The sequence below is a fragment of the Candidatus Melainabacteria bacterium genome, assembly GCA_003963305.1.
Lineage (GTDB): Bacteria > Cyanobacteriota > Vampirovibrionia > Obscuribacterales > Obscuribacteraceae > PALSA-1081.
Map to the genome: position 1 here is coordinate 359055 of RXJR01000009.1, position 17138 is coordinate 376192.

Consider the following 17138-nt stretch of genomic DNA (forward strand, 5'->3'; position numbering starts at 1 on the left):
GCTAACCAACGTGTACTCTTGGTCTTTTGCTCGGGTCGTGTTCGACTTCTCGCAGAATTTCGCGAGTCAGAGGGGCCGTTTCTCCCTCGCCGACAAACAAATATTTGAGTATGTACATGATCGGGTTTCCCTCTGTCCAACCCAGGTAAACATGCGGCTGTTTGTGGGTCTTGTCTCTTAGATAAAGCAGCAGTGCTGCCATCGCATTTGGTACTGCCGGACTTTCGCAGCGCAAGATTCTGTATGAATCCTGGATATATCCGCTGACAGAAAGAATCTCGTCGTCGAAATCGGAGGCGTCGCTGACTTTGATTTCCAGGAAGATGATCTGGTCTTGCGGAATGTTGTGCAGCTTTACACACTCGGCTGCTTTGGTAGCGTAATCGGAGGGGCCGCCTGGTCGGTGGGCAACCAGCCGGATAGCTTTTTTGCTTGCCTCGTTGATGAATTCTTCCGCGACATTATCAAGCATTACTTGTTTGACACGCAATTCAGTCGAGCGTCTGACACGAGATACAAGTGATGTAAGCAGCATCACTGCTATAAAGAAGGAGGCGATTCGTATCCCGTCAGGCCTTTCAAAAACGTTGACTACAGTGGTGTAAAGAAACACAAGTGTGATGCAGGAAAAGAGTACTCGTTGAGTTTTTTTCTTTTTCCAGACGCTCAGTGTGCAGGCTACTGCTGCCGATGACATGAGCACCAGCACTCCGGTTGCATAAGCACCCGCTTGAGCATCAACGTCGGCGTTGAACATCCATGTAAAGACGAATGCAACGCATGTGAAAAACAGTACCAGCGGGCGAGTGGCGCGGGCCCAATCTGGTGCCATACCGAAGCGCGGCAGATATCTCGGTACTAAAACGAGCAATCCTTCCATGGCTGATGCGCCGGCGAACCAGAGAATCAAAACGGTGCTGATGTCGTACGCCGTGCCGAACTGATGCCCGAGATAGATGTGCGCCAGGTAGGCGAGTGCCCGTCCGTTGGCTGCTTCACCCGGCAAAAAGAGGACCTGAGGTATTAAAACCGTTGTGACGAAACTGGACGAAATTAAGAACAGACTCATGATCGCCGCAGCTGTTCGCAGAAGCCAGCGAGTGTACCGAATTCTTCCTCTTGGATGTTCCGGGTCATCATCCTTGTCTCCCTTGATGTAAGGCATAACTGCAACACCAGTTTCGAAGCCTGACATACCAAGAGCTAGTTTCGGGAAGCATAAACAGGAAAATCCGAGCATGCTGAGAATTGAGCCGTGAACGCGATAGTCCGTCCAGACGAGGTTTTGCCAGTTAAGTAGCAGCCAGGGTTGTTTGGCTACTTCAGCAAAGGCGACTCCCACTACAATTGCATTCATGACTAGATAGAGTCCGACCAGCACGACTGAAAGCCCGATCGCTTCTCTGAAGCCTTTCATGTACATGCCGCACAAGACGGCCAACAAAGTGAAGGTAAGAATCAAACGATGCTCCAAATAAACGGGCATCAATGGATTTTGCACAAGATGTGTGGTGGCGTCTGCTGCCGACAAAGTGATTGTGATAATGAAGTCTGTGCAGGCAAAACCTAACAGGCAGAGTACGAACACCTTGCCAGGCCAGCCTGGAATCAGGTTTTCGAGCATAAAGATGCTGCCCAATCCTTGCGGGCTTTTATCTGCGACTTTGCTGTAGACCGGCAATGCGCCCAGTAGTGTGAGCAGCACCAGGAAAATCGTGGCAATCGGTGACAGGACTCCGGCAGCAATGAAGGCGATTGCCGGTGCATAACCGAGAGAAGAAAAGTAGTCGACCCCGGTCAAGCACATGACTTTGTACCAGCTGTCTTGCTCTTTTCTAAATTCGGTTCGGCGCGGAAGGTCTCTCATTCCTTCCAGGAACCAGGCCGTTAGTCGATGTTTGAGTTTCTTAGTGGACGAAACCACGCGCGGGACGCCTATGTGCTACTTAACCTGTGAATCATATCAAGCGCCTCAGGTCAGGGATCAATGTTTATTGAATAACGTTATGTTCCGAATTGGTCATAGACGCTTCCTCTCTAGTATCGTATTTGGTGGTGTGTCTGCCTTAGAAACAATTTGGTTTGCTTGATTACAAAGTTAGACTGCGGTCGTTAAAGGCAGTTCAGGAGAGGGCATGAAGGTCGAGATCGTCTTTTACATGGGCAACTCATCTACTTATGTACAACGACCCAAAGAAAAACCAGTTTCAAAACAAAGCCAAGGAGGCTTTGTTTCACCAACGGCTGGCTGATTTGCGCAGCCAGAATGCTCAGTTCCCCTGGTCAACTCCAGGCGAATTGCCTCAATTCGATATTCCTAAAGAGGAATCAAAGTTGCTCGCCAATCGCGAGGTTGAAGGGCCCGGTGTGTCTGACGCGGAACTGGAGCGGCGTGCGCTTTTAGACTTGACTTCACTGTCCTCCAGTTTCAATCAATTTTATAAACGTCTTAATTACGAAATCCAGCGTGCCCGGCGTTACAAGCGTCCTCTTTCCATCATCCTCGTCGGTATAGACGACCTGGAGAAGATCGGTCTCAAGTGCAGCAGTGAAACAAAAAATGCAGTCGTCGAGTCGGTTGCAAAAATGTTGCTCGCCTCAATCCGGGATGTCGATGTGCCAGGTCGCTGTCGCGAAGATTGTTTCGGCGTAATCCTTCCTGAGACTCCCGTGTCGGGTGCTGAGGTGGCGGCTGAACGCATCCGCACTAAGATGGAGCAGATGACTGTGCAACAACAGTGGCAAGCGACCCTTGTGATAACGGTCAGCGTGGGTGCTGCATCGTATCCTGAGGATGGCGACGTGGTTGAAGAGCTGTTTGCCGCCTGTGTTGAAGCACTGATGTCAGCCATGCAGCAGGGCGGCAATGCGGTTAATTTTGCCGGTCGTAGTTAGGTCTTAGAGGTACTACTTTAGCTGCAGAGGGTACACTAGAGTTGGGTGCCCCCCTTTACTATCGGATAGGAGTTTCTGCCATGAGTGAATGGAAAGCGTTGCGTGCAGCCCTTTTATGCATGTCTATCTCGCTTGTGACAACGTTACCTGCCATGGCGCAAGGCATTTCCGAGATGGGCGCTGTTCATTCTATGAGCGCCACTATGGGTGCCGGTCTGCACTCTCAAAGTGGTGCTGCTTCAGGCGGGCTGAATAGCGTGTACGGCTCCCTTAACAAACAACTTGGTGCGGCTGCTTCTGGTTCCGGCGGCTCTGCCGGCGGCTCCGGCGCTAATATGGCACTGGGCAGCACTGGTGACTTTCCAAATGTGCCTGTTGATCCTCGTTTGACTGTAGTGACAGCCGGCAAGGAATCAAATCGGCTTTATGATCTGGCGGTACAAAAGCAAAAGGCTGGCAAAAACGCCGAGGCAGAACAACTTTTCCTGCGTTCTGCAGCGATTCGGCAGACTATCTGGGGAAATAAAGATCCGGCAGTCTGGAAAATTATGGAACAGATTGGCGCCCTCAAAACCAAGCGGGGCGACTTTGCCGGTGCCGAACAATGGTATCGTGTGGTTTTGACGGCGGAGCTGAAACATTACGGTGCTGGTACTTATGAGCTGGTTCCGATTCTGGAGAAGATGGGTCAGGTATCGCTGGCTCAGAAGAAATATTCTGATGCCCAGAATTATTTGCAGCAAGTCTACACTCAGCGCGCCCGCAAATTCGGTAAAGACAATGCCGAAACCGTTGCCAGTGCTCTGGAGCTGGCGCGAGCCTATTCAGAGTCAGGAGATTTAAGTAGTGCCGCAGATTTATTGGGCAAGACAGTTGATGCGAAGTTGAACGATGCTGGCTCGCCCCAGATGATTAAGTTGCTGGAAGCATACATGGCAGTGCTGAAGAAACAAAACAAGCAGGAAGAATTCACTCGCATAGAATCAAAGCTGAATACCATGAAACCTGCACCAATAGCCAAGTCTGAGAGTAATCCGGAGACGGCAAGCGGAAATTCAGGCAGCACTGATGGGTCCAAATCGGCAACAAGCAGCGTCGATGCGACAAAAACTGCAGACGCTAAGACTCCTGATCTGAAAGCCGGAACCGCAGAGAATAAATCTTCAAGCAGTGCTGCGGAAGCCGATAAAAAGCCTGCTGCTAAGCCTCTGGAAAAGCAGGACGAATGGGTTAAGAAGGGCGACTAATCAGTCACTGGCGCGTCAATGGTACGTCACTTGTACTTCACTTGTACGTGACTGGTACGTCACTAGTATGTGACTGGTATCGCATGTGATATCGCACAACCTGCCATGAGTCTGGTTCAAGTTTTGCCGAAGAGCCAGTTGATGAAGGGGCGAAACCAGCCTTTGTTAGTGTGTTTGAGTTGCTGGAAGCTCTTGCTTTGTTCTTGTCCGCGTCGCCGGGCGCCGAGGCACAGGTCGTATGTGATGGCGACGTTTTTTTCCTTGTCAAACTCCGCTCTCAGAACGACGTATGCCACCATGGTCGTACGTCGCCAGTAAGCCAGTCTCAGGGCTTTGCAAGTACAACCGGGTGTTTTGCTTTTGCCGTTGCTCCATGGTGGTACGACGTTCCTGAGCTTTTTCTTTTTCCGAACCGCATCTCCACCTTGAGTTGTAGATTGCTCTTCGGCCGATTCTTCTTCTTCCTCTTCTTCCTCTACCGGGTCGTCCATTCCAGGCACAGTGCTGTTGAACTGCGGCTTGCCCCAGACGTTGGTTATCTCTTTTACGAGCAGGTCGAAGCTCTCGCTAAATCTTCTTTCGACGTTCGAAACGTGGCGCGAGGCTGTTTCAATCACGTGTTCGTTTGATTGCACCGAGGACTCGCCGAGCAATCGTTCAATGATAGTGATTGCATTTGTCATGATCTTGCGCCTCAGGAAAATAATCGGCCGCCAGTAGTTTAACAAAAGATTGCGCTTAAACCAAATTTCTCGGCAAAGGGAGCCAAACCTTTTGTGGTACAAAGCAATGACGAGCGCTACAGGAGTTAGACCATGAAATTGCTGCAGATGTTAGCTGCGCTTACGGCGATCGCACTTTTCAGTGTTCCGGTTCTTGCCGAAGGCCGTCCATTTCCCGGCAAAGGTGAAGAGGCAAAATGGTCACAGGCTTGTGTTCCGTTCAATCAAGGTATTACTTTCTATCGTGCCGGCAACTACCCTAAGGCAATCGAGAAATATAAAGAGGCAATTGCCATATATCCGCACGATTATGACTTCTATAACAATCTCGGTTTGACCTACAAAAAGAACAACGAGCTTGATCTGGCTGCCGAAGCGTTGAAGAAATCAATTGAATTGAAGCCGAATGTCTGGGAGAGCTGGAGTAATCTTGGCAGCGTGTATAAACATCAGAAGAAGGCGAAAGAAGCAGTAGACGCATTCTCAAAGGCGCTGCAATATAATCCTCCAGCCAACAAAAAAACTTTGATAATGCAAAACCTGAATGCTATGAAGGTGGAAGAGGCACAGACGGCTGTAGCAAAAGATACGTCTTCTGAAGTCGGTGCTGCCGCTTCGGGCTCGGCGGCTCCCAGGGGAGCAGCGTCGACATCAGTTCCAGCGGCGTCTATGTCATCATCATCAGCATCGCCATCGCCCGGAGCACCTCCGGCGATGGCTCCTGCAGCTAAACCGGCTGCTTCAGATCCTGTACCCATTGCTCATTAGGTTAGTATCGTTAGTTCGCATTGACCACGTCCGCACGCGACTGTGCCGTAATCACGTCCGCACCATATGCAGTGCGGAGGGGTGCGGCTTTAAATAAGATGTTTAACCGACTGCGTCTTTTAAGGCTGTTCTTGCAGCCAGTTGATTTCGGCTGCCTGTAAGAATCTCTACTTCACGTTTTAGTCGCAGAGAGGTATCTTGCAATTCCAGCAATTTCTGTTGCTCCGAGGCCAGGTCGTACAGATTGCTGGCAACCCAAAACGATAGTTTCTCTGCCGTTTCCGGAAGGTTCTCGGGGAGTTCGACTGTTTTATCAGTCAATTTTGCCAGCAGGTAGGCTATGTCTTTTAAAAGTTGTGATACTTCGGTTGCCAGCGTATTCACCTCAGGACCTGGTGCAGTATCTTCCAACCATTCCACCAGACCTATCTTGTAGGGCGTTTCCTGAATGTATTCGAGCACTCTAAAGCGCTTTCTACCAACCGTCATAATGTTCAGGCGTCCATCATTTAGTCTTCTGAAATCCGTAATTTCGGCGCTGCATCCGACACGAGCCGGCTCGTGATTGACAGGGTCCCAGAGCTGAATGCCGAAGCTCTTATCGCCATCCAGGATGGTATTGACCATGAGCCGATATCGGGGCTCAAAAATGTGCAACGGCATTGGTCTGTCAGGAAAAAGAACCACCTCCGGTAACGGAAAAAGTGGCAGTTCACGCACAGATACTGAAGAGGGGTTCGCCATACTTACTACTTTACAGCAACCCGCGGATGATTAATAAGTTCGTTGCGTAGTTAGAAGTGTGTTACTTTTTTCAAACTGAGCAAAGCCCTTTAGACGTTTGAGAGGGCTGCGCGATGGGGATAAATTGTCATGGGACCGTGATGGCGGCGGCTTGCGAGTGGATAGCGACTGGGATCACTATAAGGAACTGGCTGAGAGGGCAATGCAGGCGGGAGACTATCCTGATGCAGAGTCTCTGTGGTTTGCGGCGCTGCAGATTGTCGAATTTGATGGAGAAGGCGACCCTCGCCTGGCTACCACACTGGACGGACTGGCTGCTGCCTGTTCCGGCCAGCGCAAATACGGACAGGCACAAAACCTATACTGGGATGCCATAAAGATCAAAGAAAAATATGACGGCTATGACAGTTTAAATACGGCTATAAGCCTGAGAGGCCTGGCCGGCGTCTATTACGAGCAGGGCAAGTATACCGAGGCTGAAGCGCTCGGTAAACGCGTACTGAACATATTCGAGCAGATTCACGGTCCTCATCATGCCGATGTAGGGGAAATTGCGATGAATCTGGCTGCCCTGTACCACAAGCAAAAAAATGTCGAACAGGCCCAGATTTTTTATCAGAGAGCGCTGGAAATTAAGGAACAGACCAACAGCGGTACGCAGCCGAAGATATCGACGCCGTTCAGTCAGCGCACAGCAAAACCGACGTCTGTTTGCCCTGTTTGCGAGCGAACATACGTCGGTGATACGTGTTTGAAGTGCACTCAAACCACCTTAAAGGCGATAGAAGCACCGAGCGGCAGCTCTTAGTTCTAGTTCAGACCTGCTCAGGTTTTAGCTGTTCAGACTTGCCTGCATGCCTGCTTGCTGTTGAATAGAAGCTTGCTGTTGCTGCACTTGTTCTGATTCAGATGCCAGGCGCGCTGCCCTGCTACGTCCTCTACTCTGACCGCCTTTGCGCCCCGCTTCAGCCGCTTCGGCGGAGGTGAATTCGTGAGCGGTGCCGCGCGCGTGTGCGGCTTTTCCTCCCATGGAAGCAATCTGGCGTTGTTCGTCTTTATTCATGGAAGCGAATCCGCGATTGCTCTTCTTTGGTTTTTCTGTTTCGTAAGACATTTTTTTGAACCTCGTCGAATGTTTATGTCATCTTCCGTACGTCGTTCCGCAGGCTTATGCACCACATGCGGTGCTTGGTAACCAGAATTTGATGGAGCGTAAAAAACCTTATTGATGAACGTGTCGAAAAATAGTAACTAAACTGCTTTCTCGATCGAATTCGATTTTTCACAGTGGTCTTGTAGAGTTCCAGAGATGCTGGCGAAATGGAATTAGTTCCCAGATCTGGATAGTGTTTTTTTAAGGTCCTACCTTGAGTACCTCATAGTCTACACTTATGCCGCCAAATTGGCAAATCTCGACAGTAAGTTGCTGAAGAGCTGATTAGCCTTGCGTTTAGCGGATTTCGCTCTGTCCGGTGAAGGAAGGCGTGTCGTCTTTAATATACTTTGCGAGCGATTTGGTCTTTCAAACGTCTTTCAACTGAACGAATTAATGTGTAGGCGGCATATAAAACTCAAGTTTGAAGAAAAAATATATTTTGCCAGGGAGCCTTTTGAAGTTTTTGTAGATTGAATTTGTGAGGGTTCGTGTGGCTCTCGGGCACTATTTGGGGCACCTAAGAATCGCCCCAGGAGGGATGTAGATGACTAAGGCAGTAGGTATTGATTTGGGCACGACAAACTCGGTGGTAGCTGTAATGGAAGGCGGCAAGCCGATTGTCATCGCCAATACTGAGGGTGCTAGAACAACACCGTCCATCGTCGCATTCACCAAAACAGGCGAAAGATTGGTCGGACAGCTGGCAAGACGCCAATCAGTTCTAAATCCCGAAAGCACGATTTATTCAATTAAGCGCTTCATTGGTCGACGTTTCGACGAAGTCGGCGAAGAGATGAAGACTGTCTCTTATAAAGTACGCAATGGCAACGATGGCGGTTGCAAAGTCTCGATTCAAGGCAAGGAGTATACCCCGGAAGAGATTTCTGCGATGGTACTGCGGAAGCTAAAGGAAGATGCAGAAAAGTACCTGGGTGAGAAAGTGACATCTGCAGTCATAACTGTGCCTGCATACTTTAATGATTCGCAAAGACAGGCAACTAAAAACGCGGGTGCGATTGCCGGTCTCGATGTTTTGCGCATCATCAACGAGCCGACAGCAGCCGCTCTTGCATACGGAATTGAGAAGAAAAGCAATGAGACGGTGCTTGTATTTGACCTCGGTGGCGGCACGTTCGACGTGTCTATTCTAGAGGTCGGGGACGGAGTCTTCGAAGTACGGTCAACCGCGGGTGACTCTCACTTGGGCGGAGACGACTTTGACCACTGCATCGTCGCCTGGTTGGCCGATGAATTCAAAAAGGCAGAGGGTATCGATTTGCGCAACGACTCGCAGGCGCTACAGCGTCTGACAGAAGCTGCGGAGAAAGCCAAGATTGAACTTTCATCTGTGACCGAAACAACGATTTCGTTGCCCTTCATTACAGCAAATGCAGACGGACCTAAGCATCTGGACACGCGATTGACGAGAGCGAAGTTTAATGAATTGACCAGGCATCTTGTGGAACGGTGCCGCAAGCCCGTGCTTCAGGCGCTGGAAGATGCGAAATTGAGTTTGAAGGACCTTCAAGAAGTGGTTCTTGTAGGAGGTTCCACTCGTATTCCGGCAGTGCAAGAACTGGTCAAAAATCTGACCGGTGGTAAGGAGCCGAACCAGAGTGTGAACCCTGACGAGGTCGTAGCGATCGGTGCCGCGATTCAGGCCGGTGTGCTGGCGGGCGATGTGAAAGATGTCGTCTTGCTCGATGTGACACCGCTTTCCCTGGGAATCGAAACCATGGGAGGAGTCTTCACCAAATTGGTTGAACGCAACACCACTATTCCAACTCATAAATCTGAGGTCTTCTCTACCGCAGAAGATAATCAGCCGGGAGTAGATGTGCAGATCTTCCAGGGTGAGCGAGCTATGGCTCGGGCGAACAAATTGCTTGGAAACTTCAAGCTGGAGGGCATTCGCCCTGCACCGCGGGGAGTGCCTCAAATTGAAGTCTCGTTCGACATTGATGCCAACGGTATCCTGCATGTGACTGCGAAAGATAAAGGCAGCGGCAGTGAGCAGAAGATTACGATCACAGCGAGCACGAATTTGTCAAAAGATGATATTGCTCGCATGGTTAAGGAAGCGCAGGAGCATGCTGCTGAAGATTCTAAGACGAAGGAAGACGCGGATGCTCGCAACCGTGCCGACCAGATGTGTTACATGATCGAGAAGCAGGTGCAAGAGTCAGGTCTTTCCAGCTCGCCGAATCGTTCCAGAGCGGAGACCCTGATTGCAGAAATTCGGGAAAAAACAGCTGCTCGTGCTGATGCTTCAACATTGAAGCCGCTCTTGGACGAACTGCAAAGTGTTGCAACGCAACTGCAACAGGAGGCAGCCAGTCAGTCTTCCTTCAATGCGCAACAGCAACAACAGTCGAATAATGACTGCAGTCCGAACGACAATGTCCGCTTCCATAACGGAAACGTCAACAAAAGCGGGTTCAATCAGGCGCATTCCGGAGCGGGAGGTGATGATGTCATCGATGTAGAAGTCGCCTGATCATCGAACAGTCAATGTGGGAACAAAAAACAACCTGGGGAACCAGGTTGTTTTTTTTACGTCGCAGGAAGCATTACCCTATTTCGGCAGTCTTCGACTTTCTACTGGGACTATCTACTGGGACATTCGACTGGGACTGTCGGACTTTCGGCTAGAACGTAGGACTGGATAGACCAGCCGTCTGCCCGTTGGCTCGCATTGCTTCTTGAATCGAGATGTTGAGTCCGGTCAATCCCCGTTCGATGGTATCAATATCCGACTTCGATTCAGTGCGGTTGAGGATCATCTGACCCAGTCGTGAACTGTCCGCTCGCAAGTTCTCGGCTTGATATGCGGTTATCCAGCCATTTGCAACCGAGCGATCGATTTGTTCGTTCATGGCCGCCAATCTGTTGCCATAGACGGGAAATGGACTGATCATCGCCGCCGAAGTCGTCTCAGACGAAACGCTGGCTGGTTTAGAGCCCATCATGATGACACTGCGGCGAATTGTTTCAGGTTCGCTAACGATGGTCGGTTGGATATTAGGTGTTGTAGTCGTCACAGTCGTCTTAGTCGTTTTCACTGTCTGAGCCGGCAAAACTGCTGCTGGTGCGATATATGCAGGTTCGACTATGGCTGTCGTGGGTGCTACTATCACTTTTGACGCCGGCACGATTTGCATCATTGGTGCGGGCGCGACATAAGTTGTCGTGTTAGTTGCCGGTTCGACGTAAGTTGTAGTTTTCGTGATGCAGTCAGCGTTTGCTGGGGTAAGCGAAGTTACTCCGCCTACAAGTGCCAGCAACGTTAAAATGTTGCGTCTGGTTTTCATGTCCTCACCTCTTCTCTTGCTCTCGGTGGGAAACCTGACGGAGAGTGAAGAATGTGTGTTCCAAAAGTCTGAACAAATGTTTTCTTCAAAATGGCTTAGCGAGCGGCTTGAGCCGCTAAACATAAGGTTTACAATGACTCGACTATGGATCCTGACCACTCACCTGTTCGTTTGGAATAACTCAGCTATGTGTCAATAGCGTTCTGTCAGGTGCACCTGTTTCGCTATGTGGCTTCGCAAGCGGTAGTAAGACCCAGAAGGTGGCACCGTTTCCGAGAGTGCTGCTGACGCCCATGGTGCCGCTCATGAGGGAGACGAGGCTCTTGCAAATCGACAAGCCCAGTCCAGTTCCCCCGTAGACGCGTGTGGTGGACCCGTCGGCTTGTACAAACGGTTGAAATAACTTCTCCTGGACGTCTGGCGCAATACCGATGCCGGTATCAGTGACCTGGATGCGAGTGCGATCGTTTTCTGACTTTATGGAAATGGTGATGCCACCATGAGCGGTGAATTTTATGGCGTTGTAGACAAGATTTAGTATTACTTGCTTGATGCGAATTTTGTCTCCGATGAGACTTTCACTTACCGACGGTTCCACAACTGTATTCATGAACAAGCCTTTGCGGCTGGCATCGTTGTTGGTTATCGTGAGGACTTCTTGCAACAGTTCGCGCGGAGAGAATTCATGATGTTCCAGCACCATTTTGCCGGCTTCCAATTTTGAAAAATCCAGAAGGTCATTGACGATGACCAAGAGGTGCTTGGTAGATTCATGGAGGTGTTGTGCTATTTCTTGCCCCTCTGAGTCAAGCTCTTTCAGATTTAGCAATTCAGACATCCCCAGGATGCCGCTTAGTGGAGTACGAATTTCGTGGCTCATATTCGTAACGAACTCTGACTTCAGCCGAGAACCTTCAAGTGCTTTGTCGCGAGCGTCTTTCAATTGTTGCTCTGATTCGAGCAATAACTTTTGCGATCTCAAGTTTGCCACCAGTTGCCGAAACACAACGATAAACAGTGCCAGCATTGCTAAACCCAGTGTGGGGAATAAACCTCTAGCGAAAAGTGTCTTGCTGTTTGAACGACTCAGGTACTGATCGAGTTTGTTCAGACTGGCGATGTCTATCGGGTCATAGAGTTCATGGATTTTATCCATATTGTCTTTTTGGCGATCCAGTGCTTCTTCTATCTCTGCGGCGGATGCCTTATCAGCACGTAATTGCACAAGTTTCTTGAGCGAAATCTGCTCAGCATCGATGGCCTTTTTAACAGCGGCAACGGCCGCCTGCTGAGCGGGATCGGTCTGTGCCGAAATATCGATTTTAGCAATGGCCTCAGGTAGCTTATTCAGTGCTTCGTTGTATGGCTTCAGGTAGGATGTTTTACCGGTCAGCACATAGCCGCGTGCTCCGTTTTCAGAGTCCCGCAGTAGCGAAATTACGTCGACGATTCTGACGCGATATTGATGGGTGAGGTCGAGAAATTTTTCGAGTTTGACTATGTCAAAGATCGTCAGGTAGGCGCTCAAATAGATAGTGCCGGTGACCAGGAAAAGAACTGCGAAACCGGCAAATAACTGTTGTTCTGTGCTGAGTCTTGACTTGAGCATAGTTTATCGAGTGTTCTCAGGCACTTCTAAACGTACCGTCTCAAGTATCGCATGAACGCGACTGCGTGTGACTTCCGGGGATGTTGAGATAGTTGAGCTTGTGGTCAGTAATCCTCAACAGATTGGAAAAAAGAATTTTCAAAATTATTTGAACTTTTTTGCCCTGGATGACGTTATATAAGACATAGGTCAGCAATGAGGTGACGACGATGAAATCTATACCGAAGCGACTGGTGCCGATTATATTACTGCTGGCAGCACTGATTGTCGGGCCGCTGACAAGCTGTCTGCTGCCCGCTCATGCCGAATCAGAGGCTAGCTCATCAGCTGGATCAGAGGCAGGGTTGGAGGCTGGCACGCCCGGGCGGGGGCGGAGAGGCGGACGAAGAGCTTACTGGCGACGCATGCGCGCTCAGGCGAACAAAGAGGCGCGTAAAGAGGAGCAGAAGTATCGTGCCACTCATTGGACGGGCGACCATCATTAGGTTTGCATCGCATTAAATTATCTGGTGACTGACTATCGAAAGAGGCATGTCCGGTTCGATGATGACGTTCTGACCGGCAGCTCTCATTCTGATAATTTCCGAAAGAAGCACGCTAATTCGGTCGTATGTCATGACGTCCAGATTTTGCCAGAGCTGCTCTTTCGCTGCATTTTTCAGTTCGAGGGAATCGTCTGAGTGTACGATTTCGCCACTGCGCACCTCTAGTCTGCGGATTTTTGATTTCTCCTGGAAAATTATTCGTGAATTGAGAAGTCGTGTCAGAACTTTTCCGCGTAAATATGATTTGGCAATGCGTTTGAAGAGCCTGCCAAACTTCCCAGACACATCCTCGGGGGTGTATTCGACCAGTGAATCGTCTGAATCTTCGTCCTCGAGATCATCGTCGTCGGGTTCGCCTGTGTCCAGGGGATTTGTAGCTTCACCATTGGACTGCTGTGACAGTCTGGCTGACTTACGGATAAATCTTATACAGAAAGCCATCAGATCTCGGGGAGTAGCAAGCAAAGTTGGATCGAGATTGTGCTCAGCGCAGAATAGTTCAAAGCCACTGGAAATTAGATCTGTGGGCACTTCATCGAAAAATATCAACGGGTCATCTTCACCCGTGGTAAGCCAGGTGTGTACACGCGTGAACTGTTCAAGAGCAAAGTGACCCGAAAATGGACCGATCGGGTGATCTATAGATTGTATGTAAGACATGGAGGATAAGTTTTCATCGAAAAAAGCCAGTTGCCGTTGCTTCCGCTTCAAGCTGTAGTTGTAAGGTGGGTCGTGTCTTTTTATCTCGTCCGTTTCCAGTATCGCTGCCTCTAGTGCTGAGCCGCATTCGATGTGGTCAATATTGTGCGTTTGAGTGAGCATCTCAAGCTTTCGTGGATCCTTATTGCGTTGTCCGCGAAAGTAGCTGTTGACTCGACTTTTCAATGATGTTGCCTTGCCTACATAGAGAATTTCACCCCTGGCGTTCATCATTTTGTATACGCCAGGTTTATCTGGTAGTGAAAGGCGCTTTTCGCTTTCGAGTGGGTATTGATATTTTGTGCGCTTGGTTTTTACCGGTTCCTTAAGCCAATCGCGGAGCTCCTCGACACTGTAGATGCCCTGTTTGGCGAGTTCGGCTACAAGTCCCTGCCAGATTGAAAAAGTCATTTCGACGTGGTGAGAAGAGCGTTTCAATTCACAGTTTGATGCACCAAAGAAGCCACCAAGACCGCGTATTCCGCGTGTGGGTAGATTAGGAAACAGCCGTCTGGCAATTTGATACGTGCATATCAGATCAAGCGGAAACGGCTCGTCACCGTGCTTTTCAAAGAGTTCATGGAGAAAGGGCTTTTCAAATGATGCATAATGCACCACTGCCGCATTTATTTGGTTTTCGGCACAATGTTTCTTCAGCGAGAAATATATTTCGCGTTCATGCACCGCATTGACCATCTCCTCATCTGATATTCCTGTAATTACCTGAATTCGAAATGGAATTTCCTTTTTGTCGGGTTGACTGACTAGTTTGCATTGAATCTTTCCCGGCTGCTGTTCGCTTGCGCTTGAGTCGCACCAGGCGATTTCAAGGATGCTGCCCAATACGGGATTTGCAGCTGTTGTCTGACAATCCAGAAACAAAAAGCGGTCACGCAATAGATTCATGTGCTGGCTCAATTTGTTGCTCGCTTTCTTTCCAGAACTGTTGGATATCTGACAAAATGCTGCTCGAAACTAACTCGTTGACTGAAGTGTCGAACCAGTCGTCTGGCATTGTGTCCACATAACTTGTTTCGACAAATCTTCTATCCATAAGCACTATCAAACCGCGATCGTTTTCTGAGCGAATTACTCTGCCTGCAGACTGGATTACCTTGGCCATTGCCGGATATGTATATGCATATTCGAAGCCAGAGCCGTAGTACTTTTCATAGTAACCGCGCAATAGTTCGCGTTCAAGATTGTAGTTCGGCAGGGCTGGTCCAACTATAATGGCGCCGATCACCGAATCTCCGGGATAGTCGACTCCTTCGGAAAAAACACCTCCCTGTACGGCGAAGATTAAAGTTGGCTCCTGTTGCGCTTTCAGCTGTTCGATGTAACGATTGACTTCGGTTGGGCGCATCTCAGGGGACTGTTTGATGAGAACAAATTTGTCAAATGTACATAGTTTTGCGACCTCATCGAGGAAACCAAAGCTAGGGAAAAAGACAAAATAGTTGCCCCGGCGAACCTCTGTAATTTTCATGATTGCTTGAGCGATCTTCTGGTAATTTTTGTCCCGATCCGAATACTTCGTCGACACTTGTGGGATTACAACAAGTTTGCGATTTAGTTTTGGAAACGGTGTCTGAAATTCCATTGTTTTTGTTTTTGCCGACTTGAAACCGGATAATTTTGCGTAGTATTCAAACGGTTTCAGGGTAGCTGAAAATGCCACCACGTTTGAGAATGCGTCATGCGCTGCCTTCAGCTTTTCTGAAGCATCGCAGCAAGTTATTTTGATGCTAGCACCGAGTGAATTTTCGCTATAGGTGGCGAAAAAATTGTCACCTTCGAAATCCAGGGCAGCTGTGAAGTCTGCCCAATCTCCACAGAGTTTTAAAATTGGGTCTTTCTGCTCAATGTCTATTTTTGCACCAAGGTAACGCATGACGAAATCTTTCAGGCGCTCGTTATGGTCCTTGAATGAATCCGGTATTACTTCAAGTTTTGCCTGTCTCGTACCATTGGGCTTGCACGAATATATGATTTCGATGCCTTTGTTAATGAGCGTTAGCGCTTCGGAGACGAAATTATGATTTTGTGTGGTCAAATCATTTTTTAGCAATTGCAAAGCGTATGTTGAAAGGCTGCCTGAATAATAATCAGTGGCTCGGCTCGGCAGATTGTGCGCCTCGTCGATGATCAGATTAGGTCTGTCCTTTTTCGCGGCGGTCTGATTGGTGAGACGCCCTAGCAATGAGCGCGGTGAAAAGACGTAATTGTAGTCTCCAATAACTACATCAGCACGTTCGATGCAATCGACACTAAGTTCGAATGGGCAGACTTTGTAATTCTCGCCCAGATCGCGAAAAGTCTGTGCTGAGAGATGTTTGTGTTTTGCTGCCTTGTTGACCAGGTCGTTTTCATAGACCTTTTGATAGTAATCTTTGGCATATTCGCAATAGTGTGGATTGCAGATTTGTTCAGCTTTTGGGCACAGCCTGGCTTTGGCTGTGATAGTCAGTGAGCGTAATTTGGGCTGTTTTTTTTGCAGCCTTTTTATTGCGTCTTCAGCGACTGAATGCTGGCTGTTTTTTGGCGTTACGTAGACAACGGTTTGCCCGCGTGCAAACGCTTCCTTTATAACCGGAAACATGACCCCGATCGTCTTTCCCAGTCCGGTTGGCGCCTGAATCAGCATCGGTTCATTATTAATCAGACCGGCCTCGACGTGATCGATGAGCTCGAGTTGACTTTGCCGAGGCGTAGCAAAAGGAAACGTCACATTGCGGGCAATCATCTTTCTGCGTGCTGCGTCAGCTTCGCGCAGTTCTGCTTCAGCTACCAATTCATCCAACCGTTTATCCAGCCAGGTTTCGTAGCTGGTCTGGTCGAAATGTATCGGTAGCTCTATCTCTTCGCCAGTGCGTGCCGAGACAAGTACGAAGCGACCGAGAGGCTTTACTCTCTCGGTAAGCATGAGCAGATACATATACGTTTTGAGTTGCATTGCGTAGGGATGATCGGCATTTTCCTTGAGCTTCTGCAACAAGTCCTGGATATCGAACGATGACTTGATTTCCTCGACTATAGTGACGGTGCCGTCCAGAATGCCGTCAATTTGTCCACTGACTATAAATTTGAAACCGCCACGCTCGAAGGTGTGACTTACTTTGACTTCACAACGATAGTTGTAGAACTCGCTCTGGCGTTTCTTTTGCAAGGCGACATGTAGTTCTTGTCCATTGGTCGGTAACGAGCCGTAGCCCGAATTGACTTCTATGCTGCCAGTGCGTGGCAATGGCAGTGCGAAGTCTCGCACTCCAATGTTTATCTTTTTCATCTGTCGTCGGCACCGTATGTGGTGGGGGATTAAAACGACTTTTATACCATTGGTATGTATGGTAGTACCGGAATTAGCTTAAGTCAAGACGTTCCTGGATGAATTCGCTTGCAATTGACTTGCCAAGTGGAAAATGGTCACAGAGTTGATGCA

General features: G+C 49.1%; 14 protein-coding genes. 6 read left to right on the forward strand and 8 right to left on the reverse strand.

The annotated features are described in order from the left end of the window. Nucleotide 1: 1 nt before the first annotated feature. A complete protein-coding gene (locus tag EKK48_11605) occupies nt 2–1939 on the reverse strand; it encodes an amino acid transporter (protein RTL42625.1) in 1938 nt (645 codons plus the stop codon). Nucleotides 1940–2178: 239 nt separating this feature from the next. Here EKK48_11605 and EKK48_11610 point away from each other — a divergent pair, with 239 nt between their 5' ends. Next, nucleotides 2179–2895, forward strand: a complete 717-nt coding sequence (locus EKK48_11610; GenBank protein RTL42626.1) for a diguanylate cyclase — start codon at nt 2179–2181, stop codon at nt 2893–2895. A gap of 80 nt (nt 2896–2975) precedes the next feature. Continuing rightward, a complete protein-coding gene (locus tag EKK48_11615) occupies nt 2976–4142 on the forward strand; it encodes a tetratricopeptide repeat protein (protein ID RTL42627.1) in 1167 nt (388 codons plus the stop codon). Nucleotides 4143–4258: 116 nt separating this feature from the next. On the opposite strand, the gene EKK48_11620 is transcribed toward EKK48_11615, so the two are convergent. After that, nucleotides 4259–4825, reverse strand: coding sequence for a hypothetical protein (locus EKK48_11620; GenBank protein ID RTL42628.1), 567 nt, complete (start codon nt 4823–4825; stop codon nt 4259–4261). A 132-nt stretch (nt 4826–4957) separates the two neighbouring features. Between EKK48_11620 and EKK48_11625 the strand changes: the two genes are divergently transcribed. Further along, nucleotides 4958–5632, forward strand: coding sequence for a tetratricopeptide repeat protein (locus tag EKK48_11625; GenBank protein ID RTL42629.1), 675 nt, complete (start codon nt 4958–4960; stop codon nt 5630–5632). 102 nt (nt 5633–5734) lie between these two features. Here EKK48_11625 and EKK48_11630 read toward each other — a convergent pair whose 3' ends face one another. Next, complete coding sequence (locus EKK48_11630; protein RTL42630.1) at nt 5735–6376, reverse strand: ATP-dependent protease; 642 nt, start codon at nt 6374–6376, stop codon at nt 5735–5737. Nucleotides 6377–6500: 124 nt separating this feature from the next. Between EKK48_11630 and EKK48_11635 the strand changes: the two genes are divergently transcribed. Beyond that, on the forward strand, nt 6501–7184 hold the full coding sequence (locus tag EKK48_11635) for a tetratricopeptide repeat protein (GenBank protein ID RTL42631.1): 684 nt from the start codon (nt 6501–6503) through the stop codon (nt 7182–7184). Between the two features lie 24 nt (nt 7185–7208). On the opposite strand, the gene EKK48_11640 is transcribed toward EKK48_11635, so the two are convergent. Next, nucleotides 7209–7490, reverse strand: coding sequence for a hypothetical protein (locus tag EKK48_11640; protein ID RTL42632.1), 282 nt, complete (start codon nt 7488–7490; stop codon nt 7209–7211). Between the two features lie 586 nt (nt 7491–8076). Between EKK48_11640 and dnaK the strand changes: the two genes are divergently transcribed. Beyond that, entirely contained in the window at nt 8077–10029 is a 1953-nt protein-coding gene (gene dnaK, locus EKK48_11645; protein RTL42633.1) for a molecular chaperone DnaK, read from the forward strand. A gap of 151 nt (nt 10030–10180) precedes the next feature. On the opposite strand, the gene EKK48_11650 is transcribed toward dnaK, so the two are convergent. Continuing rightward, the gene (locus EKK48_11650; protein RTL42634.1) at nt 10181–10843 is read right to left on the reverse strand and encodes a hypothetical protein; all 663 of its coding nucleotides are present in this window, start codon (nt 10841–10843) and stop codon (nt 10181–10183) included. Between the two features lie 181 nt (nt 10844–11024). Next, complete coding sequence (locus tag EKK48_11655; protein RTL42635.1) at nt 11025–12452, reverse strand: hypothetical protein; 1428 nt, start codon at nt 12450–12452, stop codon at nt 11025–11027. Nucleotides 12453–12661: 209 nt separating this feature from the next. Between EKK48_11655 and EKK48_11660 the strand changes: the two genes are divergently transcribed. Next, on the forward strand, nt 12662–12937 hold the full coding sequence (locus EKK48_11660) for a hypothetical protein (protein ID RTL42636.1): 276 nt from the start codon (nt 12662–12664) through the stop codon (nt 12935–12937). 12 nt (nt 12938–12949) lie between these two features. On the opposite strand, the gene EKK48_11665 is transcribed toward EKK48_11660, so the two are convergent. Both EKK48_11665 and EKK48_11670 read right to left on the reverse strand, forming a co-directional pair. Beyond that, a complete protein-coding gene (locus tag EKK48_11665; GenBank protein RTL42637.1) occupies nt 12950–14602 on the reverse strand; it encodes an excinuclease ABC subunit C in 1653 nt (550 codons plus the stop codon). Next, nucleotides 14586–16985 (reverse strand): ATP-dependent DNA helicase, encoded by a 2400-nt coding sequence (locus tag EKK48_11670; GenBank protein ID RTL42638.1) that lies wholly within the window; start codon nt 16983–16985, stop codon nt 14586–14588. The genes EKK48_11665 and EKK48_11670 overlap by 17 nt, the downstream gene beginning before the upstream one ends. Between the last annotated feature and the right edge of the window lie 153 nt (nt 16986–17138).